Source organism: Ruegeria discodermiae, assembly GCF_030758345.1.
Classification (GTDB): domain Bacteria; phylum Pseudomonadota; class Alphaproteobacteria; order Rhodobacterales; family Rhodobacteraceae; genus Ruegeria_C.
The window spans coordinates 37017-59095 of sequence record NZ_JAVAMO010000020.1; the positions used below are offsets into that span (position 1 = coordinate 37017).

Annotated in this window: 23 protein-coding genes; 6 read left to right on the top strand and 17 right to left on the bottom strand. The window is 59.3% G+C overall.

What is annotated here, in order from left to right; genetic code table 11:
- Positions 1-61 precede the first annotated feature (61 nt).
- From Q5Y75_RS24980 to Q5Y75_RS25040, 13 genes are all read right to left on the bottom strand, one after another.
- The gene (locus Q5Y75_RS24980) at positions 62-592 is read right to left on the bottom strand and encodes a hypothetical protein (protein WP_306202656.1); all 531 of its coding nucleotides are present in this window, start codon (positions 590-592) and stop codon (positions 62-64) included.
- The gene (locus Q5Y75_RS24985) at positions 582-1580 is read right to left on the bottom strand and encodes a hypothetical protein (RefSeq protein WP_306202657.1); all 999 of its coding nucleotides are present in this window, start codon (positions 1578-1580) and stop codon (positions 582-584) included. Before Q5Y75_RS24985 ends, Q5Y75_RS24980 begins: the two co-directional genes overlap by 11 nt.
- Complete coding sequence (locus Q5Y75_RS24990) at positions 1577-2140, bottom strand: hypothetical protein (protein WP_306202659.1); 564 nt, start codon at positions 2138-2140, stop codon at positions 1577-1579. The genes Q5Y75_RS24985 and Q5Y75_RS24990 overlap by 4 nt, the downstream gene beginning before the upstream one ends.
- 11 nt (positions 2141-2151) lie before the next feature.
- On the bottom strand, positions 2152-2733 hold the full coding sequence (locus tag Q5Y75_RS24995; protein WP_306202660.1) for a hypothetical protein: 582 nt from the start codon (positions 2731-2733) through the stop codon (positions 2152-2154).
- Between the two features lie 9 nt (positions 2734-2742).
- Positions 2743-3810 carry a polyprenyl synthetase family protein gene (locus Q5Y75_RS25000; RefSeq protein ID WP_306202662.1) on the bottom strand — a complete coding sequence of 356 codons (1068 nt, stop codon included), beginning with the start codon at positions 3808-3810 and terminating at the stop codon, positions 2743-2745.
- Positions 3807-4646, bottom strand: a complete 840-nt coding sequence (locus Q5Y75_RS25005; protein ID WP_306202664.1) for a class I SAM-dependent methyltransferase — start codon at positions 4644-4646, stop codon at positions 3807-3809. Before Q5Y75_RS25005 ends, Q5Y75_RS25000 begins: the two co-directional genes overlap by 4 nt.
- Positions 4643-5146, bottom strand: a complete 504-nt coding sequence (locus Q5Y75_RS25010; protein WP_306202666.1) for a hypothetical protein — start codon at positions 5144-5146, stop codon at positions 4643-4645. The genes Q5Y75_RS25005 and Q5Y75_RS25010 overlap by 4 nt, the downstream gene beginning before the upstream one ends.
- Positions 5147-5149: 3 nt before the next feature.
- Positions 5150-5791: a hypothetical protein gene (locus Q5Y75_RS25015; protein WP_306202668.1), complete on the bottom strand. Its 642-nt coding sequence runs from the start codon at positions 5789-5791 to the stop codon at positions 5150-5152.
- A complete protein-coding gene (locus Q5Y75_RS25020; protein ID WP_306202670.1) occupies positions 5788-6516 on the bottom strand; it encodes a hypothetical protein in 729 nt (242 codons plus the stop codon). The genes Q5Y75_RS25015 and Q5Y75_RS25020 overlap by 4 nt, the downstream gene beginning before the upstream one ends.
- Positions 6509-6952, bottom strand: a complete 444-nt coding sequence (locus Q5Y75_RS25025; RefSeq protein ID WP_306202671.1) for a hypothetical protein — start codon at positions 6950-6952, stop codon at positions 6509-6511. The genes Q5Y75_RS25020 and Q5Y75_RS25025 overlap by 8 nt, the downstream gene beginning before the upstream one ends.
- A 221-nt stretch (positions 6953-7173) precedes the next feature.
- A complete protein-coding gene (locus tag Q5Y75_RS25030) occupies positions 7174-7695 on the bottom strand; it encodes a cupin domain-containing protein (RefSeq protein WP_306202672.1) in 522 nt (173 codons plus the stop codon).
- Positions 7692-8234 (bottom strand): sigma-70 family RNA polymerase sigma factor, encoded by a 543-nt coding sequence (locus Q5Y75_RS25035; RefSeq protein WP_306202674.1) that lies wholly within the window; start codon positions 8232-8234, stop codon positions 7692-7694. Before Q5Y75_RS25035 ends, Q5Y75_RS25030 begins: the two co-directional genes overlap by 4 nt.
- 105 nt (positions 8235-8339) lie before the next feature.
- A complete protein-coding gene (locus Q5Y75_RS25040; RefSeq protein WP_306202676.1) occupies positions 8340-9287 on the bottom strand; it encodes a hypothetical protein in 948 nt (315 codons plus the stop codon).
- Between the two features lie 240 nt (positions 9288-9527).
- On the opposite strand from Q5Y75_RS25040, the gene Q5Y75_RS25045 reads away from it, so the two are divergent.
- Positions 9528-12263, top strand: a complete 2736-nt coding sequence (locus Q5Y75_RS25045; RefSeq protein ID WP_306202677.1) for a trypsin-like peptidase domain-containing protein — start codon at positions 9528-9530, stop codon at positions 12261-12263.
- Between the two features lie 60 nt (positions 12264-12323).
- On the opposite strand, the gene Q5Y75_RS25050 is transcribed toward Q5Y75_RS25045, so the two are convergent.
- The 3 genes from Q5Y75_RS25050 to Q5Y75_RS25060 are packed head-to-tail and all read right to left on the bottom strand — an operon-like array spanning position 12324 to position 14376.
- The gene (locus Q5Y75_RS25050; RefSeq protein ID WP_306202679.1) at positions 12324-13121 is read right to left on the bottom strand and encodes a metal ABC transporter permease; all 798 of its coding nucleotides are present in this window, start codon (positions 13119-13121) and stop codon (positions 12324-12326) included.
- A complete protein-coding gene (locus Q5Y75_RS25055) occupies positions 13121-13861 on the bottom strand; it encodes a metal ABC transporter ATP-binding protein (protein ID WP_306202681.1) in 741 nt (246 codons plus the stop codon). Before Q5Y75_RS25055 ends, Q5Y75_RS25050 begins: the two co-directional genes overlap by 1 nt.
- 2 nt (positions 13862-13863) lie before the next feature.
- Positions 13864-14376 (bottom strand): Fur family transcriptional regulator, encoded by a 513-nt coding sequence (locus Q5Y75_RS25060; RefSeq protein ID WP_306202683.1) that lies wholly within the window; start codon positions 14374-14376, stop codon positions 13864-13866.
- Positions 14377-14432: 56 nt separating this feature from the next.
- On the opposite strand from Q5Y75_RS25060, the gene Q5Y75_RS25065 reads away from it, so the two are divergent.
- From Q5Y75_RS25065 to Q5Y75_RS25085, 5 genes are all read left to right on the top strand, one after another.
- Entirely contained in the window at positions 14433-15569 is a 1137-nt protein-coding gene (locus Q5Y75_RS25065) for a zinc ABC transporter substrate-binding protein (protein ID WP_306202685.1), read from the top strand.
- 222 nt (positions 15570-15791) lie between these two features.
- Complete coding sequence (locus Q5Y75_RS25070) at positions 15792-16916, top strand: CobW family GTP-binding protein (RefSeq protein ID WP_306202687.1); 1125 nt, start codon at positions 15792-15794, stop codon at positions 16914-16916.
- On the top strand, positions 16909-18123 hold the full coding sequence (locus tag Q5Y75_RS25075) for a GTP-binding protein (RefSeq protein ID WP_306202689.1): 1215 nt from the start codon (positions 16909-16911) through the stop codon (positions 18121-18123). The genes Q5Y75_RS25070 and Q5Y75_RS25075 overlap by 8 nt, the downstream gene beginning before the upstream one ends.
- Positions 18120-18755 carry a DUF1826 domain-containing protein gene (locus tag Q5Y75_RS25080; protein WP_306202691.1) on the top strand — a complete coding sequence of 212 codons (636 nt, stop codon included), beginning with the start codon at positions 18120-18122 and terminating at the stop codon, positions 18753-18755. Before Q5Y75_RS25075 ends, Q5Y75_RS25080 begins: the two co-directional genes overlap by 4 nt.
- On the top strand, positions 18755-19003 hold the full coding sequence (locus tag Q5Y75_RS25085; RefSeq protein ID WP_306202693.1) for a DUF6525 family protein: 249 nt from the start codon (positions 18755-18757) through the stop codon (positions 19001-19003). The genes Q5Y75_RS25080 and Q5Y75_RS25085 overlap by 1 nt, the downstream gene beginning before the upstream one ends.
- Positions 19004-19106: 103 nt before the next feature.
- Here the strand turns inward: Q5Y75_RS25085 and Q5Y75_RS25090 are convergent, their stop codons facing one another.
- Entirely contained in the window at positions 19107-21899 is a 2793-nt protein-coding gene (locus Q5Y75_RS25090; RefSeq protein ID WP_306202695.1) for a bifunctional aconitate hydratase 2/2-methylisocitrate dehydratase, read from the bottom strand.
- Between the last annotated feature and the right edge of the window lie 180 nt (positions 21900-22079).

The following is a 22079-nucleotide window of genomic DNA, read 5'->3' on the forward strand; positions in this document are numbered from 1 at the left end:
TGGTACCGGAAGACCCGACCGCGATGAAATATCAGAGGATGTCCATTCCATCAGAGCCGCTTCAATCGAACGAGTTGATCAAGCCCTCGCGCCCCAGAAGCGCGCGCTCGCGCTGGGCGGTGGCCTGTACCCTCGCCATCCGGTTGCGCCGATCCGAGCGCGGTGCCTCGCTATCGGTCGCTGCCAGAAACGTATCGGCGTTTTTTTGAAGGGTGGGGATGCGGGTGCTCGCGTCAACAAGGATCTCGATGATGGCGCAGATTGCCATGACCTCATCCGTTGTGCCGCGCAGACGTATGTAGCCCAGCGAGATTGCTTCAGAAACTTCCATATACCCCAGAAGAAGCGCGGTCACTGTTTGCCTGTCGGTCGCGCCGTTGGGGCTTTTCAGTTTGGCTGTTGCGCGCAACCGGGTGACCCGCAGAACCTCGTCGTGAAAACGCACGCTAACCCGGTCGTCATCCAGTACCATACGCGAAATCTGATCACCGGCGAGCTTGCGGATGGCCTGGGCACGGTGCGGCTCGGCCTCTTCCAACGCACCATAGAGCGCGATGATCCAGTCGCGCAGGTGGCTGGGGCTATTCGACATATTCAAACACCCCTACGCCTTCGGCCCGCAATAGTCTATGATCCAGTGTCGCAGCCAGCCTGCATCGACCCGCCAGTTCGTTGATAAACCCCGCGCCCGGACGCATCGGGTCAGACAGCAAAAGCTGCGCCACCGTGCTTGTTTCGAACTCCAGCTCAAAGCGGGCCATCGGACTGTCGGCGCGCAAGGTCACGGATTGCGGCAGATCGGGCGACCGGCGGTCAGGGTAGATGGCAGCCAGAGACCCCGGCAGGCGGCGCATTGTCCGGGTCGGTGCCGCCTGATAGGAAAGCGCGATCTGGTTTGGCATGAAACCGTAGACTCGGCTGCCATGCACGAGAAAGACATGCGGCGGCTGGCGATTGAAATGGGCCTTGTCCGTGCCGCGCGCCGCAACAATCGTGATGTCGTCTCCAAGCACCCATGCGCCCCATTCCCAGGCCACATCCTCGCCCCAGAACCAGCGGCCCCAGTTGTGGTCGTGATAGCCTCGCGCATTTTCAAGAGCGATCACCTCGCCATCGAGTGTCAGAGTGCCCGAGATTGAAAGGACGGGGACCGCGCTCCAGCCGATCCAGCCGCTGCCGAACGCGGCGGTCAGATCGAGGCCTGCGGCAGGCAGGAGCGGCCGGGCGACGATGTCGGCCTCAAACCCGTCCCCGGGCCGGGCGACGCGAGCGTGAAGCGCTGCGCCATCGCGCGTGACGGCGATCGAAAGCGTGCTGAGAAAGATGGCTTGCGTATCAATCGTACTGTCAGCGAAGGCAGCGACCTCGACGCCGCCGATCCAGTCACCATCGGCCGCACTTGTCAGCGCCACGCCAACCACGCGGGCGCGATTGTCCCAGGGCGCGCCGTGCAGTGACAGGTTTATCAGAACGACGCGCCCGCTCTCTGGCAGGAAGATGTTGAGATGGAACCAGTCCTTGTAGGCCGCCGCCGTCGGGTCACCGATTGCCGGTGGCCGGAGCGTATCGAAACGGGTCACCGCAGGATCGGGCCGCGATGCACGGCATCGCCGGGCTCGACCGTGTCCCCGTCCGGCGCGCTGCGGGCAAGCGCCTCGATCGATTGCACGATCTCGCGCGAATGAATCCAGAGACCCATCAGCGTATCGATAAAGGTGATCGCTGCCGGTACAGTCTTGCTGCGATGCACCTTGTTTTCCAGAGGGGCGGGGACGTTTTCGATGGTCTCGGCAAGGTCGTCAGCCAGCAACAGCGCCAGATCGTTGCGGATGTGATCCAGCACCGGTGCTGCTGGCATCCCCTCGGTCCAGCCGGTCACGCGCAGGGCGCTCCACAGCAATTCGCCATTGTCCTTGACCGCGCTGGCCTCAAGCGCGCGGCGGATGCGGGCGCCCTCGGCGGTTTTGGAAATCTCGCGCCCGGCCTCGGCCAGACCGGCGAGGGTCGATCCAATCACGCTGACCCCAGAGGTATAGTGCAGCGTGATCAGACGGCTGGCCAGCGAGGCGAAGAGGCTTGCCGTGGTGCGTCCCGCATCTTCCGGCGGGTCGATGAGGCGAATATTCGCACGGTCGGGCATGGATCAGCTCCTCAAGAGGTTTTGGTGGATTTCGCGGCCTTGCGCGTGGCGGCCTTCTTGGCCGGGGTCTTTTTAGCGGCCGTTTTGGGTTTCGCTGCAGCAGCGCGCGTGGTCTTGGCGACGGTGACTTCCAACGGAACCACTCCTTCGCTGCAGCCATAGATCATCACGGCCCCGCGATAGACCCCCACGGGCATGTCAGCGGGCGCATCCAATGCCAGCGCAAATTCCAGCACCTCATCGGTCGCCAAAAGCGCCGTGGGGGGCGAAAACGCTGTCTGCGCGAACCAGGTCGCGCCGGTATCCGACACCAAGGGCGTGATCATCGGTGTGACCATGCTGTGCACCCGCTGGCGGTTTTCCACATTCACCACCGCCTTGGCCTGCCCACCCGGTATCATTTTCAGATCGATGGTCGTGCCCTCGACCTGCTGCACCACAGTGCCCGGCGTAACCGGCCCCACGATGCCCTGCAACTGGCGCAGATACTGCATCGTGGCCTCGCTGAGGCTTTGTTGAAACGCGCTTTGCAGCTTCATCAGCTCTTCGAACGGGCTGGATGGGACGGTCCCGGGGTCGTGGTCATGTGGCATGTGTCGTCCTCACTTCAGTCTTGCGATTACATATCTGAGCACTTCGCGCAGAAACTGGCGATGGCGGGTTTCGGGCATGAAACTCAGGTTCTCCGCCTCGAATTTCAGCGCCCGCGTGATGAAATCCTGCGCCAGTTCACGCCCGTGATCGATCGAGCCCGCCTCATGCATGGCCTGCAAGAGCCAGCGCACCTCGTCCGGCTCTTTTTCCGCACGCGGCAGGGTCAGCAGCCGGATGGCGCGGCTGCGCTGACGTTTGGGGGCGGTGCGCAGGAAATGCAGCAACATGACAGTGCGCTTTCCTTCATAGAGATCGCCGCTGATCTCTTTGCCATAGAGCACCTCATCGGCGGTGAGGTTCAGCAGGTCGTCCTGCACCTGAAACCCGATCCCGGCCAGATAGCCAAGCTCCATGACATCAATCAGCGCTTCTTCGAGATCGGCGACCATCGATGGGCCAGAGCCCGCCACGATCCCAAGGCGCAAAGGCGCGATCATCGTGTACCAGCAGGTCTTTTTGTAGGCCATGCGCAGATAGTCTTCGGTCTCCAGATCGAAACGCGCATTGCGAATCCAGTCCAGCTCAATCGCCTGCCCCTCGACGGATTCGCGGCTGAGACGTTCGAAATCCTTCAGGATACGCAGCGCCTTGCGCACGCCAAGCTGCTCGACATTGTCCAGGAGCAGCGAGAGGCAGAACACGAAGGTCGCGTCGCCGGTATTGATCGCGATGGGAACGCCGTGGCGGCGGAACAGTGTCTCATCCCCGCGGCGAAAGTCAGAGATATCCTCGATATCGTCATGCACCAGCGCGCCGTTATGGAAAAGCTCGATAGCCGTGGCGGTGTTCTCGGCCTGCGCCTGCGTACCTCCCATGGCCTGACAGGCGGCATAGACCAGCGCCGGGCGCAGGCCCTTGCCCACACGGAACGGATAGTCGCTGATCTGGTCGTAAAGCACATCCATCCCCGTTTCACGGCGCGCGTCAAAAAAGCGGGTCATCGCCTTTTCGGTCCGGGCCCGCGCGGATTTGAGGACCTGCTCGATGAGGTCCCGGTCGTAGCCCGGATCATTCAAACCGGCTTCTGCGCGCAGGCGATTCCGAAACCGGGGACAAGGTCAATCCAGCCCGTGTTTTCGAACCCTGCCGCCTCAAAAAGAGCCATGAATTGTTCTGGCGTGTGGAACCCGATCCAGCCGGGATCGGCCCAGAGCGCCAGCCCTGACGAACGTTTCACGAACCATTCGGGCCCGGCATCGATCACGGTGTAGTACCCGCCGGGCCGCAGGGCGCGGAAAATCTCGCGTGTGGCGGCGGGCGGGTCGGGGTAGTGATGATGCGCGAGGCAGGAATAGACCAGATCGAACCGGTCGGTGAACACCTCGGGCAGCGCGCCCACATCGGACTGGAAAAAGGCGGTATTGTCGAAGGCCTTGGCGCGCGCCGACTTATGGGCGGCGTTGACCATGCCGGCGGCCAGATCGATGCCCACTACCTCACCCTCGGGCACCAGTCGCGACAGGCGGCAGAGCTCGCGCCCAGCGCCGCAACCGGCATCAAGCAGGCAGAAATCGGGCTTGATATAGGCCGATAACTCCTCAACGGCAGCGTTCATGATCGGGGTCGAGAACGGACGCACATAGGCGTCGTAGATTTCGCCCATGCGATCAAATTCTGAAACCAGCGGATCGTTTTCCGTGGCATGGCCCAGCAGGACCGGGCGATCATAGGTCTTGCAGAAATGCTGGCCCAGACCGTCGCGATTCAGCGGGACGGGCAGCGTACCCATGCTCGTCCGCTCGATCAGTCCCGCATTGCGCCCCTGTTCATAGGGTTTCATCACCAGCGCGGAATAGAGGTGCATGGCCTGTACCAGAATGCCTTCGGCCAAGATGCCTCCTGGGGCGCTCATGACTTCTTGGCTTTCGCGGCAGCGGCCCCCGGCAGGCGGCGGAGGACAACCGGGATCTCTCGATTGCCGAAGGGGTGAACGCTGACCGAGCCGTGAATGTCCTGATCCAGCTTCATCTTGCCAGTTGGTTTTCCCTTCAGCGTGAACACCGCCTCTTCGCCATGCGCCACCATGCGACCTGCGGGCTCGACCTTCACGCCCGCTGCGGCGAGAACATCTGAAACGGCGGGGTCCGCAGCGACCTCCTTGCCGGTGTTATTGGTCACCGCAAAGCTGGCCGAGGCGATTTTGTTGGCCTGCGCAGCCAGGATCAGCGGCTGCACTGCGGGGGCTGCAGGCGCGGGTCGCGGCGCGGGCGGCGTATCGGCCGCCGCCCCCTTTTCAGCGAGATCGCGCAATGAGCCCAGATAGTCGCGGGTCACGTCGAACAAGCCGCCGTAATACTTCATATTCAGGCGCATGGCCTGGCCGAACAGCTCCTTGAATTGCGAATTTGACATGGCTTACCCGACCGTATCCTTGCCCGGCGTCGGGCGCGTGGACCGGCCGTAACAAGGGCGGACACAGTAGAAATGGTCGTACCAGTGGTGTTCATAGTCAGGCTGATCGAAGACTTCGACATGATGGCAGCAGGCGCGCGCGGTCTTGCCTACATCCACTGTCCAGCGCAGGTAATGGCTGTGGCAGCCGACGATCCAGATCAGCGCCTCGAACTCCGCGCAATGGACTGAATCGTCCAGTTTCGTGTCAAACTCTGCGCGTATCGTGCGGCGTTCTTTGGGGCCAAGGTTAAAACTGTTGGGGGAAAGCTTGACGCGCCCGGCATCAGGTCCCGCTGCAACGGCAGTAAAATTGCGCGGGCGGAAATCGGTATTGGTCACCCGAATCTCGATGATGCCGGGGCTGCCGGGGCAGAGATCGCAATGGTATTCGCCAAGATCCTTCGGCATCCAGCACGGTTCCGGGATGTCACAGCAATTATGCGTCTTCTGGCCCTGCGTCAGCGACGACAGAAAGCGCTGCGCGGTCCCGGCCAGGCTGTCGACGATCTCTCCGGTCAGGTCCATCTGCCGCAGCATCATATCGGACATGCTGTCCATGGTGTCGCGCATCTCCTGCGCGGTGTCCTTGTGCTTTTTCTTCATCTGCTGTCCCCTTTCTTTTTCGGAGCGCTCAGGGTCACGCGGACCACAAGCCGCAGGTGCTGCATGACCAAAGTGGCGTGGAACCGGCGACCGGTGCCAAGCGGTGTGCCGGGGTTCAGTGGCTCGGGCAGCGTGAACTCTCCGGTGATGTCGCGCGCCTCGCGGGGGGGTAGCGGTTTCTTGCTCTTGGCAGTCAGTTTGACGTGCATCAGCCCCAGATATGACCGGCGCAGGCCCAGAATGAACTCACCAAACACCTCCAGCGGTGCTTCGGTGTTCGAGCCATAAGCGGCGGCAAACGCCCCGGCCAGCCCGTCAGACGCAAAAAGCCCGGCGACACCGCCAGCGGGCACCGTTAGTGCGACATTGCCCGTATTCTTAACCAGAAACGACGCCTTCACGCGGTCGCCCGGACGCCCCGTGATCTCTATCGAGGAGGGGGACAATCGCAGCTTTTTCTTTTCGGGCACATCCACGACAACCGGAAATTCGCCCGCGTCGCTGACCAGCACGGCCTTGTGCGTTCCCGGCGGCGCGTCGGTGCCGATCCGGGCCCTGATCCGTGTCTGACCCTTGCGAGGCAGAAGCCTGGCTTTGACCTCTGCGCCAAGCTCGGACTTCAGATCGCCGTCAAGTTTCAGGACGGCCGATTGCGCGCGCTGCACCTGGAACGGTGCGATGCCCTGGCCCTTGAGCAGGCTGATAGTGTCGCCGAGATCAGCCATCGTCTTCAACGAGGTCTATGCGGTTCACGCTGCCTGCGATGGCCCCCACGCTGTTGGTGCTTCCGACCGGCCCGCAGATTTCGCAGGGGTTGGGCTTGTAATCCTCGGTGATGACCTGGGCCTCGCCACACAGATTGATGCAGAGCAGCTCATTGCCGAGCAGCGAGAGGCCGACCTTAAAGTTCGCAGGCAGATGCGCCCGGATCGCGGGGATTTCCTTAAGCCTGAGCGAGAGGTCAATCGGGTCGACGCCCAGTTGCACTTTGGGTAATTCCGTAACGCCGATTTTGATCTCGGGCAGTTCCAGCACCTTCAATTCGATTGTGGGCAATTCACGAATTCGAAGGTCCGTATCCAGGGACAGATCGCCGTCAATTGTCGTTCCGCCGCTGAGGGTGAGGTCGATCTCATAGTCGTCGGGTATGTCAACGCCCATGGTATTCTCCTTATTCGGGTCGGACCAAGGTATTGACGTTAGGTTAACAGAGATTCGAGATTCTGCGAAGGACGGCGTCAAGATGACCTGCGAGCGGGTTTGTTGTCACCCAATCATCGGAGCTGAAAGTGCATCGTGAATTCGTGCAGCATCTTAGAGACTGCCGTCCCAAAACGCACAATCACGGCCCGCGCTGACCTGTCTGGTCAGGCCAGGACTTATCAGAGCGGCCCGTGAATGAAGATCAGAGCGGGCGTTTCGGCGATGGCGGGCGGATGAGGGTGGCCGCGCTCGGCGAATTGGTAGGCCCCGGCTCCGAAGGTCTGCGATCCAATCCTCAGCGTTCCTTCCAGCACCACGCAATGTTCGTCGACAGGATGTTCGTGCCTCGGGAGCTGACTGCCCTTGGCAAGTTCCACAAAGTAGCTGGCGCGCCCGGCATCGGCATCGATATGCACGATCTTGCGGCGCAAACCGTCACCGAGCGTTTCCCAGATACCATCGTCGCTTTGCACGGTACGGATTCCCGGAGCGATGTCGGTTTGTGTGGCGATCGACTCCCACAATGCCGCAGGCGGTGGTGGTGCATCGCCGGTCTCAAATGCCAGAAAGTGGTCGGCCCAGGCCAATATGTCCGCCTCGGCGGGCTCGTCCCGATCCTGGTTATCGCCATCCAGCCCCAAATATCGCAGCGCTGCGTCCGCATCCGGCGCATCCTTGGGTTTTGTTTCGCGATCACTCATCTGGTCAGGCATTCCTTCAATGCAATCAAGCCACGCCGAAGTTGACTTTTCAATGTCCCAAGCGGCAGGTTCAGACTTTGGCTCAACTCTCTGTGGGTCAGCCCATAGAGATAGGCAAGGCGGATGGCGGAACGGATATGTGGCGCGAGCTCTTTCAGGCACTGCTCCAGCGCCATCCTCTCTTCCGAACCGGTCGCGTGCGACGGGCCAGCCTCATCGGGCTGAAGCGCAATCTCCCTGCGCAGCCAGGGGCTTGCTCTCAACCTGTCCAGTGCACGCCGCCGGACGATGGTGCATATCCACCCCATTGCCGATCCGTTTTCGGGACAAAAGCGCCCGGCACTTTGCCAGATCGATACAAACGCGTCATGCACCGCTTCCTCGGCCAGATCATCGCGACCCAGAATGCGTCTGCAAATGGCGAGTTGAAGTGCCGCGGTCCGGTCGTAGAGCGCCTTGAAAGCGGCCATGTCACCATCTGATGTCAGGCTGAGCAGGTCTTCGAGCGATGGCTCTTCGCGGTGCACAAGCTGGCCCATTCCGGTCTCCGGTCGCTACCTTTATGGTAGGCCAATTCGGGCAAGCTGGCTAGGTCGAGGGCTGCACCCCGACACCTGGTCGGGATGCAGCGTCTTGCGGCCCAATTAGGGCTTTATGCACCGGAACAAGAATCTGCGGGCCGTACGGAACGGATTGACCGCGTCACCTATCAGCGTAGCCCGTTCATTTGTCATTCCAACGATCCGCACGCGGCAGTTGGGTTCGCAGCGTCTCTTGGCTTCCTGCATGGCGTTGGCCATCGCGTCTTTCAGCGCCAGTTGCTCGGTCGCGCCGCTTCCACCGATGATGAAACCCCTGACACCAAGGGCCGCACAAGGATCAACCGGCGGCGCTGGCGGTGCTGGCGGTATGGTTGGCGGCGTGCCCGGGGTCGTCGGCGTGCTCGGCTGGGACGTGCCGCCCGTGCCAGGCAGCTTGAGCCCGCCCTGTCCGCGACGGTCGATGAGGATCAGAACGTTCACAATCGTAATGACAAGGAATTCGGTGTCACGGCGGCGCAGGAACACGACGACCGTCACCAGAATAATGATGATCTTGATCATTGTCGGCGGATGCAGCCCGACCTCAGAAAGCGGAATGCCAAAGGTGGCAAGACATTCGACAAGTTCCGCCCTTTCAGGTGTCGGGCGAACCTGCAACGCGGCGGGTGTCAGTTCCAGCACGCGAAACAACGCCTCCTCGCTTTGCCCGAGAAACCCGGCGAAGACGGCCATGTCATCCATATCCGGAAGCGAGGTCGCCCCGCTCGCAGCGTCCTCGCAAAAGACATCGATGAGTGTTCTCAGCGTGTCTATCGCGGGCGCCACGCGCTCCCCAAGTTCGCCAACGCCCTCATCACCCGGTTTGACCGGAGAACCCAGCCTGCCGTTCAACGACTTGACCGCCAACGTGAGCTTGTCGGCAGCCGTCACGACACCAACATCGCTGTCATCTTCGAAAGGCATCAACTTCACCGCATCCGCAAACCGCTCGGTCTCTGCTGCAAAGGTCAAAAATGGTCTTGGTAGCTCAGGTGTATTGATCTTAGGCATTTGTAATCTCCTAGTGAAAATACGAAGCCTCTGTTGAGTGCTTCACCCACTAAATCGAGCGCGGGGACGAAATGGATGCATTGCGCTTGCAAAAAATCTGAAAGGCGCGCTGCAAAGATGCCGGCGCACCTGAGTATCAACTGGTGAGATTGGCGCTGATTTGTGCTATATTTTGCTTGTTTGTTACTGTCAGCGCTTGGCCGCTGAGGATTTTTATTGACCATATCGGAGGCTTTTTTCATGCCGAAAATTACACTGAACGATCTCCGTCAAATGATTTTGGATGAAACGGTTTCTGATGAGGAAATCGCCCAATACCTGATGGAAGACACAGACGCGCCTCCTGCATTTTCGCCGCGGGTCAGCATCAATCCCGAGATGGTCGACGACCAGGGGCTTGAAGCTGACGTTGCAATGGCCGCCTTTAATTCCTGGTCCAGGCGGCGGAGACAACGGAAATACCGCCGCAAGATTGCAGGTGGTTGGACTGGGTTGAAAATAGTCTCGGAAGGCGACTCGTGGTTTCAGTATCCATTCCTGCTGAAGGACACGATTGATCATCTCTTTGATGACTATGCCATATTCAGTCTCGGGGCAGCAGGAGATCTGGTCTCTGCTATGCTTGCACAGGACGAAATGCACGACGCGATCCGGGCCGAAAATCCGCATGTTTTTCTGCTGAGCGGCGGCGGCAATGATCTTTTGGGCGACGGGCGGCTTGCCACGGCCGTGCACCCGTTCGACCCCGCACGCGAGGCGGAGGATTATCCGAACCAGAATTTTGCCGCGCGCCTCAACGAGGTTCTTGGGATTATGCGCCAGATTTTTGGAAGTCTGACGGCGGAGTTTCCATCGCTGAAAATCCTCTGCCACGGGTACGATTATGCAATACCGGACCGGGGCAAATGGCTCGGGCGACCGATGGCGCAGCTTGGTATTGAAGATAGCGGGCTTCAGGCTGCGATCGTGCGTGTCATGATCGATCGCTTCAATGCCGGTCTTGTTGACCTCAGTGATGAATTTCCCGGCAGGGTCCATCGGGTAAACTGCACCAACGCGGTTGGTGCCGATGAATGGCATGATGAGCTTCATCCCGACCGGGACGGATTTGGAAAGGTTGCGGATCGGTATCGAGACCTGATCAATCATCTTTTCTCGGGGCGAGAGAGCCTGCGCAAACCGGCAGAGCCGCTCTCCCCCGGACGAGAGGCGATGATCGCAACCGCCAAAGATCTCGGCGCATCGGAGTTCCGCGCCCTGGTCGATCACCGCGGCAGGGAACTGTTATCCAAGCCACTTGCGCCAACAGCAAAGGAAGGCACCCGGCGAGAGATCGAACGCGAGATTTCTGATCATTTCGAAAAGATCTCGGGCGGGGCTGATTTCTTACCCGCGCATTTCCTCAGCAGGGGCGATACCCGCGCCCGGGCGGTGTGCAAAATCAACCTGCCTGGCGGCTCCGGATCCGGCTTTCTGATTGGCGAGCGCGGCTTCATCATGACAAACAACCACGTTATCGCATCGATAGATGAAGCCCGGGACGCCATGGCGGAGTTCGACTTTGAAGAGGGATCATCCAGTTTGACGGTAACACTGGAACCTGACCGGTTCTTCGTCACGTCGGTTGAGCTTGATTTCACCATCGTCGGCTGCGACCCCTCGGCGGTATCGGAAATCGAGCCGATCGCTCTGTTGCGAAGCCCGGCAACAATCACGCGGAACGAGAGGGTGAATATCGTCCAGCACCCTCGCGGACGGCAAAAAGAAGTCGCCTTGCATGACAACAAGGTTAAACGCGTCAAAGACAAAGTCGTTTGGTACACCACGGATACCGAGCCGGGATCATCGGGGTCACCGGTTTTCAACAACGAATGGGGTTTGGTCGCCCTGCATCACGCGGGCTGGTTTGAAGCGGATGGAACAACCACCAACGAAGGCGTGCGAATGGCCGCCATCGTCTCGCACCTCATCGCGCTGTCTGCCGCGAATGAAAGCTCGTCAAACGGATTGCGAGACCTGCTTGCAACAATACCTGACACCTCTCCGCATCTCGGTTTCTTCGACATTATGGGTATCACCGGCGCTGGTGTGCATGAGGTCGAGATTCCCGAATACCGCGGATCTCAGGAATTTGCGGATGTGGGGTTCTGGAATATCGAGCATTTCAACGACCGGATTTCAGATGCCAGGGTCGACCAGGTTGCCGAGGTGCTGGCACATCTGTCACTGGACGCCATCGGACTGGTCGAGGTGCAGCGCGACGCGATGGAACGTGTAACCGCCGCGTTGCAGCGCCTGGGCTACAGTTATGATTTCAAATATCTGAACGTACGCGGCAGCCAGGATCTGGCAGTTCTGTTTGACAGTTCGACGACTGAGGTCACGATCGCGCAGGACCTGTTGAACCGCCATCGTGATGCCTGGAATGCAAGAACCGCCTCAGGGCACAGCGCCTTTCCTCGCCGTCCGATGATCGCCCGGGTCAAGATCGAACATAAGGTTGCAACCACTGCGACCAGCGACAACGCCACAGTCGAGTTCATCATGATTGCCGTTCATCTCAAGGCATTCGGAGATCCCCAAAGCCGTTCGCGACGGCGACTGGCCTCGAACATTCTGGCCGAAGTCATAGAGGATATTCGCACAAGCGAGAACCTGCCTGTCGTATTGGGCGGAGACATGAACGAGACACTTAACACAGACGTGCTGAACGCCCTTACCGAGGCGCCCGATCTGATCGCACTTACGAGCGATGATGCCGACGATAATGCCCTTTCTTATGTCGGGCCGCGTCACCGGTCTTTGATTGATCACATTGTTGTCTCTGATGACGTGAAGCTCGCGGAGATCAGCGGCGACGATGCGGCCATCGTTCGACTGGACAAAAGCGTTTCCGATTTCGTTTCCGATATTTCGGATCACGTCCCTCTGGTGATCAGGATGATCAGCCGGGATAGCCCCCTGCAATTCAATTGAAGCGCTTTGTGGCGCGTTCAGCGGAACATGTGGCTGCAGTTCCCGCGGCACAAAGATTTGCTAGGCCCCAGGTCGCGATTGCCATCCGATCAAACTGAAGCAGGCAAACAGAATTGCGGCGACGCAGACGATGGATGGGCCTGCCGGTGTGTCGAACAGGTAAGCTGATCTCAGCCCGGCGACAGCGGAAAACGCGCCAATCGCCGCCGCGATCAAAGCCATCGATTCAGGGGACCGCGCCAAACTACGTGCGGCGGCGGCCGGGATGATCAACATCGCAGCAATCAGCAAAACACCCACGACCTTGATCGCAACCGCCACGGTTACGGCAAGCGACAAGGTCAGGATCAACTGCTCGCGCTTGGGATCAAAGCCACTGGCATAGGCCAATTCTTCGTTCAAGGTGGCCGTCAGCAGTTGCGACCAGCGCCACGCGATCAGAGCCACGACAAGTGATGCCCCGCCCCAGATCACCACTAGGTCAGCACGTGACACGGCCAGAATGTCGCCAAACAGATAAGCCATCAAATCGATGCGCACCCCAGACAGGAACGAGACGGCAACAAGACCAAAGGCCAGTGCAGAATGCGCCAGAACGCCCAGCAGCGTATCCATGGCATAGCCACGGCCAGTCAGCAGTGTCACCGTCAGCGCCATGATCAGCGCAACCGCCAGCGCACCCGCAAATATCGACATTTGAAACGTTAGCGAGAGCGCAACGCCGAGGATCGCCGCATGCGCAGTGGCGTCCCCGAAATAGGCCATGCGCCGCCACACGACAAAGCACCCAAGCGGTGCTGCGGCAAACGCAACACCAACCCCTGCAAGCGTTGCACGCGTCATAAAATCATCAAGCATTATTCTGCGGCTTCCTTGGGGTCTTCACCGTGGTCATGATGGTGATCGTGATGGTGCTGATAAAGAGCAAGCGCGCCGCCCGTGCCGGTTCCAAACAGAGCGCGGTATTCCGGGGCCGAGGCGACGACGGCAGGCGAGCCTTCGCAACACACATGCCCGTTGAGGCAAATGACCCTGTCTGATGCGCTCATGACCACATGCAATTCGTGGCTGATCATCAATATGGCGCAGCCGGTTTCGCGGCGCACCGTTTCAATCTGTTGGTAGAAGGCCGCTGATCCTCGCTGGTCCAGACCTTGCGTCGCCTCGTCCAGCAGCAGAATGTCGGGCTGATTTATCAGCGCCCGCGCCAGCAGAACCCGCTGAAACTGCCCACCCGAAAGCTGTGACATCTGGCGCTTCAGCAGATCGGGGACGCCAGCAGAGTCGAGCGCATCCATGCAGCGTTGCCGCGACACAGGGTTGGTCAGGCGCATGAACCTTTCAACCGTGATCGGCAGCGTCGGATCGATATGCAGTTTTTGCGGAACATACCCGATCTTGAGCCCCGGCTTCTGGATGACGCGCCCTGCATCGGGTTTCGTCGCGCCAATGACCGCGCGCAACAAACTGGTTTTGCCAGACCCGTTTGGCCCGACGATGGTTACGATCTCGCCGGGTTCGATTGTCATGTCGACATGACGCAGAACGGTATTGGCGCCATAGCGGACGCTCAGACCTTCGACGGAAACAAGGGACATCTTCAAGCTTTCTTGGTGCAATCGGGGCAGATGCCTTCGGCTTCCACAACCGTTCGCTCAATCTCAAACCCAACCGCGCGGGCAGCAGCGCCAAGCGCCCCTTTGGCCGGGGCAGATTGCGCCTCGACCACCGCGTCACATTTGCGGCAGATCATGAAGGCAGGTGAATGGGTCGCTCCGGGATGTGCGCAGGCAACAAACGCATTCAGGCGTTCGATCTTATGCACAAACCCGTTCTCGACCAGAAAATCAAGTGCCCGGTAAGCCACCGGTGGCTGCGACCCGAATCCTTCCTCGCGCAAGCGATCAAGGATCGCATAAGCCCCAAGTGCCCGATGCTCCTGAACCAGCATCTCCAACACCTTGCGCCGCACGGGAGTCAAACGCAGCCCTTCTGCCCTGCATCTCTCCTCGGCAGTTGCCAAGGCTGTCTCAACACAGGACTCGTGGTCATGCTTTTGAAACCCGATCAGGGCCGAGTTCTCGACCGGCACGGGCCGCGTATCACTTGTCATGTTATTCCATATCATGTATGCCGCCGATAATGTTATACAATCACATAGAGGGTCTGATGTCCAGAAAGCTGCTTCCAGTTTCAATCACCGCTGCGTTAATGGGTGGAACGGCAATGGCGGATGTTCCGAATGTCGCGGTTGATATCGCGCCGGTGCATTCGCTGGTGGCGCGTGTCATGGATGGGGTTGGAACGCCTGATCTGATTATCCCGCCGGGTGCCTCGCCCCATGAGTACAATCTGCGCCCCTCCGAGGCCGCCGCGCTGCAAGAGGCCAACCTTGTGTTCTGGCTTGGCGAAGATCTGACGCCCTGGATGGAGGGTGCCGTTGAAACCCTCGCTGACGGCGCAACTGTCACGACCCTGCTGGAGTCCGACGGCACCGTACTTCTGGACTTCCGCGAAGGGGCTTTGTTCGAAGCGCACGACCATGATCACGGCGATGACGAGCATGGCCATGATGATCACGATGATCATGACGCGCATGCCGAAGACATAGGACATGACGATCACGATCATGAAGAGCACGCCGAAGACCATGGGCATGACGACCACGATCACGAGGACCACGCCGAAGACAAGGATCATGACCACGGCGACGAGCATGCCGAAGACAAAGAGCACGCGCATGACGACCACGATGGGCATGAAGACCACGCCGGGCACGATGATCATGGCCATGGCGATCACGACCCTCACGCCTGGTTGTCACCTGAAAATGCCAACACCTGGCTGAACCTGATCGCGGCGCAGCTCTCCACTGCCGACCCGGACAATGCAGGGGCGTATTTTGCCAATGCAGCAGCGGCTCGCGCGGAAATGGATGCGCTTTCCGCAGAGGTGACTGCAACACTTGAACCGGTGCGCGGGGGCAGCTTCATCGTGTTCCACGATGCCTATCAGTATTTCGAGGATGCCTTCGATTTCCCGGCCTCGGGTGCGATCTCAATCGGGGACGCGTCTGACCCAAGCCCCGCACGCATTGCCGAGATTCAGGCACGCATCAAGGGTGAGGGCGTTGACTGCGTCCTGACTGAGCCGCAATTCAACCCCGGAATTGTCGAAACCGTACTCGACGGAACCGATGCCAAGACCGGTGTGATCGACCCGCTTGGATCCGATCTGAACCCCGGATCGGACCTGTATCCGCAGGTGATCCGCAACTTGGCAAAGACCCTCGCCGAGTGCCTTTGAACCACGTGATCGGCCCGGTCGAAGTGATCCTTCGGCCGGGCCAAGCAACGTCAGGGACAGCACAGGTTAACGAGTACCGTGCCTAAAGCGTCGCCGTTGTCCCTGACGCCAAATCGCTTGATCACCACCCTTTTCAACTCGAACCACCCCGATGATTTGGCCCACTTGTTTTTTCTTCGCAAGAAATGTGATGATATTACATAATGAGTCGAGGAGAGAGCCGTGATTTCCCAAGCAACAAACAGTGTTGAGGACATAACAGACCGGCGGATACCGGTCACCGTTCTGACGGGCTTCCTCGGGGCTGGAAAGACGACGCTGTTGAACGCGGTGCTGTCCGAATCCTCGACCGGGAAAATCGCTGTGATCGTGAATGAATTCGGCGAAGCCGGGCTGGATCACGACCTGATCGAATCTGTTGAAGACGAGATCGTGCTGATGCAGTCGGGCTGCCTGTGTTGTTCCATTCGCGGCGATCTGTCCGGGACCATCGCAGATCTGATCGAGCGGCGGGATGATGGAATTCTTCGTTTTGAACGGATCGTCATTGAAACGACCGGGCTTGCCGACCCGGGCCCCATTCTGCAGACGCTTCTGGTCGATCCCGAATTGGCGCGCGCCACGCGCATCGACGGGCTGGTCACCGTTGTTGACGCGGCCAACGGGCCAGCAACACTGGACGCGCAGTTCGAGGCCGTTTCCCAAGTTGCGATGGCTGATCTCATCCTGCTCAGCAAGACAGATCTGGTCAAACCTGCCGAAGCGGATGCGCTTGCACTCCGCCTGAGTGGCCTGAACCCCACCGCACGGATCGAACGACCGGTTGGCGGGCGCTTCAAACTCAATAAACTGTGGGGGCTGAGCGGCCTGCGCAAGGACATCAGCCCGAAAGATGCGATTGCGTGGACCACACCTGCGCTACCGCCTGAAATTGACCCGCTTGGCAACCTCTCTGGCCTCTCCGGCCCCAAGGCATCGCCCATGGCCACGCCTCCTCATGACAAACGGATCAGCTCGGCCTCGATCGTGCTGGACGCGCCGCTGAAAGACGCGGCTTTTGACCTTTGGCTGGACTCGCTGATCGCGCTCAAGGGCCCGGACATTCTGCGCGTCAAGGGCATCGTGTTTCTTGAGGGGCTCGAAACGCCCTTCGTGTTCCATGGTGTCCAGCACATTTTCGACCCGCCCATCCCGATGAAAAACTGGGAGGGTAACGACCGCCGCTCACGCATTGTGGTCATCGCCCGTGACCTTGGCCGTCCCGAGTTGCAGCGCAGCCTCGACATGCTGCGCGCCAACCAATCCGATTCCACCACAAAAGATAAGGTGTTTCTGACCCATGACTGATACCCGTCTTCCCGTCACCGTCTTGTCCGGCTTCCTGGGTGCCGGAAAAACTACCTTGCTGAACCGCGTGCTGAACAACCGCGAAGGCAGGCGTGTCGCTGTGATTGTCAACGATATGTCCGAGGTGAATATCGACGCCGATCTTGTGCGCGCCGAAACCGAACTGAGCCGCACCGACGAGACGCTTGTCGAGATGTCGAACGGCTGTATCTGCTGCACCCTGCGGGATGATCTGCTGGCCGAAGTCCGGCGGTTGGCTGTTGAAGGCCGTTTCGATTACCTGTTGATCGAGTCGACTGGCATCTCTGAACCCTTGCCCGTGGCTGCGACCTTTGACTTCCGCGACGAGCATGATGAAAGCCTGTCGGATGTCGCCCGTCTGGACACGATGGTTACGGTCGTGGACGCGGTGAACCTGCTGAACGATTTCTCAAGCCATGATTTCCTGCGCGACCGTGGTGAAACACTCGGGGACGAGGATGAACGCACGCTGGTTCACCTGCTGACGGACCAGATTGAATTTGCCGATGTCGTCATCCTCAACAAGGTGGACGACGCAGGCCCGGGCCGCACCGATGCCGCACGCAAGATCATACGCAGCCTGAATGCCGACGCCCAAATCATCGAGACGAACCATTCCGAAGTTGCAAGTACGGCAATCCTGGATACCGGGCTATTCGACTTCGACGCCGCCCACGAACATCCGATGTGGGCAAAAGAGCTCTATGGCTTTGCCGACCACGTCCCGGAAACGGAAGAATACGGCGTTTCATCTTATGTATACCGCGCGCGCCGTCCGTTTGAGCCCGAGAAAATCCTTGCCGCGCTGAACGACGACATGCCCGGCGTGATCCGCGCCAAAGGTCATTTCTGGATCGCATCCAGACCCGCTTGGGTTGCCGAATTCTCGCTTGCCGGTGCGCTGTCAAGCGTCAAACCGATCGGAACCTGGTGGGCATCGGTGCCAAAGGAACGCTGGCCCGAGCACCCATCGGTGTTGGACTATATTGAGCAGCATTGGATGGCCCCCTGGGGCGATCGGCGGCAGGAGATCGTCTTTATCGGCGCAGATATCGATTGGCTGGCTTTGAAAGCCAGGCTCGACGGTTGCCTGCTGCCCGAAACCCTCGCCTCGGACCCGGAGGGCCTTCCGCAAGATTTGCCGGATCCGTTTCCCCTGTGGCGTCGCGTGGAGGATGCCGCATGAGCTACGCGAGAGCCGAGATCAAGAACCCAGCGGTGGGTGTTGGCGTCACTGACACACCAGATGGGTTGGCACGGATTTCTCAGCCCGGATGCGCGGCAACGCTCTGGCGTCGCCAGCTTGCTTCCGAATTTCAATCTTGGATCAACGCACTGGATCCTTCGAAACTGCCCAAGGCGCGGCTCGTGCTGCGCCCGGACGCCGTGAAAGATGCAGTGCGCCACCTGTGCGATATAAAGGGTATCGAAGATGTCCCGGAACGCGCCTGGCTTGAAGAGGATATCTCTGACCTCACCACGCGTTTTGCTGAGATGATGCGCGCGCCCTATCTGCGCCTTCGTCTGGATGTGATCACCACGGACGCGTGCAGGAAGTTCCATATCGATGCGATTCATGCCCGGTTGATCTGCACCTATCGCGGGACTGGAACCCAATATGGGGTTTCGCCAGATGGTGAAGACCCAAAACGGGTCTTCACCGTCGGCACCGGAGCGCCAATGGTCTTGCGCGGCACGCTTTGGCCGCAAAACCCACCCTCTGGCCTGCTACATCGTTCGCCCCCCATCGCAGGTACGGGCGAAACAAGACTGGTTCTTGTGCTTGATCCGGTTTTTGACACCGATGAGGTCGATTGATGACTCGCAACCTTGGTCAGACAAAACTCCGCAAGCGACGCCGCACAGAAGACCCGATGCGCGAGTTTGACCGGCTCCCACCGGTTTTGCGGAACTGGATCACCCAGGCAGCCTTGCCTTGGCGGCCGCGGTCGGTCCTACGTGCCTACAACAAGGCGCTTGCCCGGACAGGAGATCAGAGCCGGGCATTGGATGAATTGAGGCACCTAGAGGCGGCACACCTGGCAAAAGACAGCCAGTTGGCATAACCAAGAAATCCTGGTTCTGAATCTTTTTTTAAAGGCGTCCCGATCCGGGCACCTAGTGCAGACCCCGCCGACATTTACCGGCAGGGTAAGGGGCAGAAGCCTGTTAGAAATGCACAGACCGGCTCAGGGCGGGTTTCGCCAGCGGCGGTGCGAACTTTGTCAGATCGATACCCTCAACGGCGACCTTGTATTCGTCCAGGGTGGGCGTTCGACCCAAAATCGCGGAGAGGACCACGACCGGGGTCGAACCCAGCAGAGACTCGCCTTTCTTGGTTGCGGAGTCCGCCACGACCCGCCCTTGGAACAGCCGTGTCGAGGTGGCAAGGACCGTGTCGCCCTTGGCCGCCTTTTCCTGATTGCCCATGCACAGGTTGCAGCCCGGACGTTCGAGATACAGGATATTTTCATACTCTGTCCGCGCCGTCTGCTTGGGCGCAGCGTCATCGAACTCGAAACCGCAGTACTTTTGCAGGATGGCCCAGTCACCCTCTTCCTTGAGCTCATCAATGATATTGTAGGTCGGAGCGGCGACCACCAGAGGGGCCATGAATTCGACCTTGCCGTATTCGGCCTCAAGGTTGCGCAGCATCTGAGCGACGATCTTGATATCGCCCTTATGCACCATGCAAGAGCCGACAAAGCCCAAATCGACCTTCTTTTCCGCCCGGTAGAACGAGATCGGGCGGATCGTGTCATGGGTATAGCGCTTGGACACATCCGCGTTGTTCACATCGGGATCGGCGATCATCGGTTCGATGATTTCGTCCAGATCCACGACCACTTCGGCAAAATACTTGGCACTGTCATCAGGCGTGAGCGCCGGTTTTTCACCCGATCTGATCTGGGCAATCCGCTGGTCGGCAATGTCGATCAACCCCTGCAGCATCCGGGCGTCATTATCCATGCCCTTTTCGATCATGATCTGGATGCGCGACTTGGCAATTTCCAGCGATTCAATCAGCGTATCATCGTTGGAAATACAGATCGACGCCTTCGCCTTCATTTCGGCCGTCCAGTCGGTGAAGGTAAAGGCCTGGTCCGCCAGAAGCGTGCCAATATGAACCTCGATAATCCGACCCTGAAAGACGTTGTCGCCGTGCTGCGCCAGCATCTGCGCCTGCGTGGCATGGACCACATCACGGAAATCCATATGCGGGGCCATCTGGCCCTTGAAGGTCACCTTGACCGATTCCGGGATCGGCATCGTCGCCTCACCCGTTGCCAGCGCCAGTGCCACAGTGCCGGAATCCGCGCCAAAGGCCACGCCCTTGGACATACGGGTGTGACTGTCGCCGCCAATGATGATCGCCCAGTCATCCACGGTGATGTCATTGAGCACCTTGTGGATCACATCTGTCATCGAATGATAGACACCCTTGGGGTCGCGGGCGGTGATCAGGCCGAACTTGTGCATGAACGCCATAAGCCGTGGCGTGTTTGCCTGCGCCTTCAGATCCCAGACCGAGGCCGTGTGGCAGCCCGACTGATAAGCGCCATCCACCGAAGGGGACAGAACCGTGGCGGCCATGGCCTCAAGCTCCTGGCTGGTCATCAGGCCAGTCGTGTCCTGACTGCCTACGATGTTCACCTTGACCCGCACATCCGAACCCGCGTGCAGAACCTTGCCCCGTGTGTTGCCCCGTGCATTGGCGTTAAAGATCTTCTCAACAGCGGTAAGCCCCTGCCCCTCATGGCTGATTTCCCTGGAGGGCGCAAAGGCGGATTTGAGCTCGACCCCCAGCGCCTCGCAGGCAAATGTCTGGAGCTTTTTGCCAAAGACGATGGCATAGGAGCCGCCCGCCTTCATGAACTCCATCTTTTGCGGCGTGAACGAACCGACCAAATCCACCAGTTCTTCGCTGCCATCCGCACTATAGAGCTTCTTGTCTTTGGTATTGATCGTCAGGACCGTGCCTGTTTCGACCGAGTATTTCTGCTCAAGAATGGGGTTGCCATCATTGTTGAGGATCGCTTTGCCATCCTCATCGGTTTTTTTGACCCAGTTCTTCAGGTCGACACCGATCCCGCCCGTCACGCCGACAGTTGTCAGAAAGATCGGAGAAATGCCGTTTGTTCCGGCCACAACCGGTGCGATGTTCACGAACGGCACAAAGGGGCTGGCCTGTTTGCCGGTCCACAGCGCCACGTTGTTCACCCCAGACATCCGCGAGGACCCCACGCCCATGGTGCCCTTTTCGGCAATCAGCATCACGCGTTTGTCGGGATGCTGAAGCTTCAGCGCTTCGATCTCTTTCTGCGCCTCTTCGGAAATCAGGCATTTGCCGTGCAGTTCACGGTCAGACCGCGAATGCGCCTGGTTGCCGGGCGACAGAAGGTCGGTCGAAATGTCACCTTCGGCAGCGACATAGGTCACAACCTTGACCTCTTCGTCCAGCTCGGGAAGCTTGGTAAAGAATTCGGCCTTGGAATAGCTTTCAAGGATATCTGCAGCCATGGCGTTGCCCGCATCAAAGGCTTCTTTCAGCCGATCGGTATCCGCCTCGTAGAGAAACACCTGTGTTTTCAGAACCTCGGCCGCATCACGCGCGATCGCCGCGTCCGTGCCGAGCGCAAGATCCAGCAGCACCTCAACGGATGGCCCGCCCTTCATGTGGGACAAAAGCTCGAACGCGAAGGCCGGCGTGATTTCTTCAACAACCGCCTGACCCAGAATGATCTCTTTCAGGAACCGGGCTTTTTCCCCCGCAGCGCTGGTGGTGCCCGGCAGCGTGTTGTAGATGAAGTAGTGCAGACAATCCTGACGATGCTCGCTGCTAGAATCCTTGATGTGAGCGATGACCTCTGTGGTCAAAGCGCCATCATCGATGGGCTTGGGGCTCAGCCCCTGATCTTTGCGGGCTTCAATTTCGGCTAGATAATCTGTGTACAGGCTCATGAGGCATTCCAAATGTGGCGGTCCGGGTATGGCGTTCGAGGCTCGGGAAGCCTCGGTGGGGATCATATGGTATACTTTCGTATACATTGCAAGCGCTGACTTCTGGCCTGCGCGACCTTCTGCCCGGTCAGAAGCGGTAACGGACGAGCGACCAGCGCCCCGACCAATTTGCTGACTTAG

Bases quoted from the DNA above. Each gene is read 5' to 3' on its own strand.
- Q5Y75_RS25090 (WP_306202695.1), bottom strand. From the start codon at position 21,899: ATGAGCCTGTACACAGATTATCTAGCCGAAATTGAAGCCCGCAAAGAT.
- Q5Y75_RS25025 (WP_306202671.1), bottom strand. From the start codon at position 6,952: ATGGGCGTTGACATACCCGACGACTATGAGATCGACCTCACCCTCAGC.
- Q5Y75_RS25080 (WP_306202691.1), top strand. From the start codon at position 18,120: ATGAGCTACGCGAGAGCCGAGATCAAGAACCCAGCGGTGGGTGTTGGC.
- Q5Y75_RS25050 (WP_306202679.1), bottom strand. From the start codon at position 13,121: ATGCTTGATGATTTTATGACGCGTGCAACGCTTGCAGGGGTTGGTGTT.
- Q5Y75_RS25065 (WP_306202685.1), top strand. From the start codon at position 14,433: ATGTCCAGAAAGCTGCTTCCAGTTTCAATCACCGCTGCGTTAATGGGT.
- Q5Y75_RS25040 (WP_306202676.1), bottom strand. From the start codon at position 9,287: ATGCCTAAGATCAATACACCTGAGCTACCAAGACCATTTTTGACCTTT.
- Q5Y75_RS25055 (WP_306202681.1), bottom strand. From the start codon at position 13,861: ATGTCCCTTGTTTCCGTCGAAGGTCTGAGCGTCCGCTATGGCGCCAAT.
- Q5Y75_RS25005 (WP_306202664.1), bottom strand. From the start codon at position 4,646: ATGAGCGCCCCAGGAGGCATCTTGGCCGAAGGCATTCTGGTACAGGCC.
- Q5Y75_RS25030 (WP_306202672.1), bottom strand. From the start codon at position 7,695: ATGAGTGATCGCGAAACAAAACCCAAGGATGCGCCGGATGCGGACGCA.
- Q5Y75_RS25045 (WP_306202677.1), top strand. From the start codon at position 9,528: ATGCCGAAAATTACACTGAACGATCTCCGTCAAATGATTTTGGATGAA.
- Q5Y75_RS25060 (WP_306202683.1), bottom strand. From the start codon at position 14,376: ATGACAAGTGATACGCGGCCCGTGCCGGTCGAGAACTCGGCCCTGATC.
- Q5Y75_RS24980 (WP_306202656.1), bottom strand. From the start codon at position 592: ATGTCGAATAGCCCCAGCCACCTGCGCGACTGGATCATCGCGCTCTAT.
- Q5Y75_RS25010 (WP_306202666.1), bottom strand. From the start codon at position 5,146: ATGTCAAATTCGCAATTCAAGGAGCTGTTCGGCCAGGCCATGCGCCTG.
- Q5Y75_RS24995 (WP_306202660.1), bottom strand. From the start codon at position 2,733: ATGCCACATGACCACGACCCCGGGACCGTCCCATCCAGCCCGTTCGAA.
- Q5Y75_RS25035 (WP_306202674.1), bottom strand. From the start codon at position 8,234: ATGGGCCAGCTTGTGCACCGCGAAGAGCCATCGCTCGAAGACCTGCTC.
- Q5Y75_RS25015 (WP_306202668.1), bottom strand. From the start codon at position 5,791: ATGAAGAAAAAGCACAAGGACACCGCGCAGGAGATGCGCGACACCATG.
- Q5Y75_RS25085 (WP_306202693.1), top strand. From the start codon at position 18,755: ATGACTCGCAACCTTGGTCAGACAAAACTCCGCAAGCGACGCCGCACA.
- Q5Y75_RS25020 (WP_306202670.1), bottom strand. From the start codon at position 6,516: ATGGCTGATCTCGGCGACACTATCAGCCTGCTCAAGGGCCAGGGCATC.
- Q5Y75_RS25075 (WP_306202689.1), top strand. From the start codon at position 16,909: ATGACTGATACCCGTCTTCCCGTCACCGTCTTGTCCGGCTTCCTGGGT.
- Q5Y75_RS24990 (WP_306202659.1), bottom strand. From the start codon at position 2,140: ATGCCCGACCGTGCGAATATTCGCCTCATCGACCCGCCGGAAGATGCG.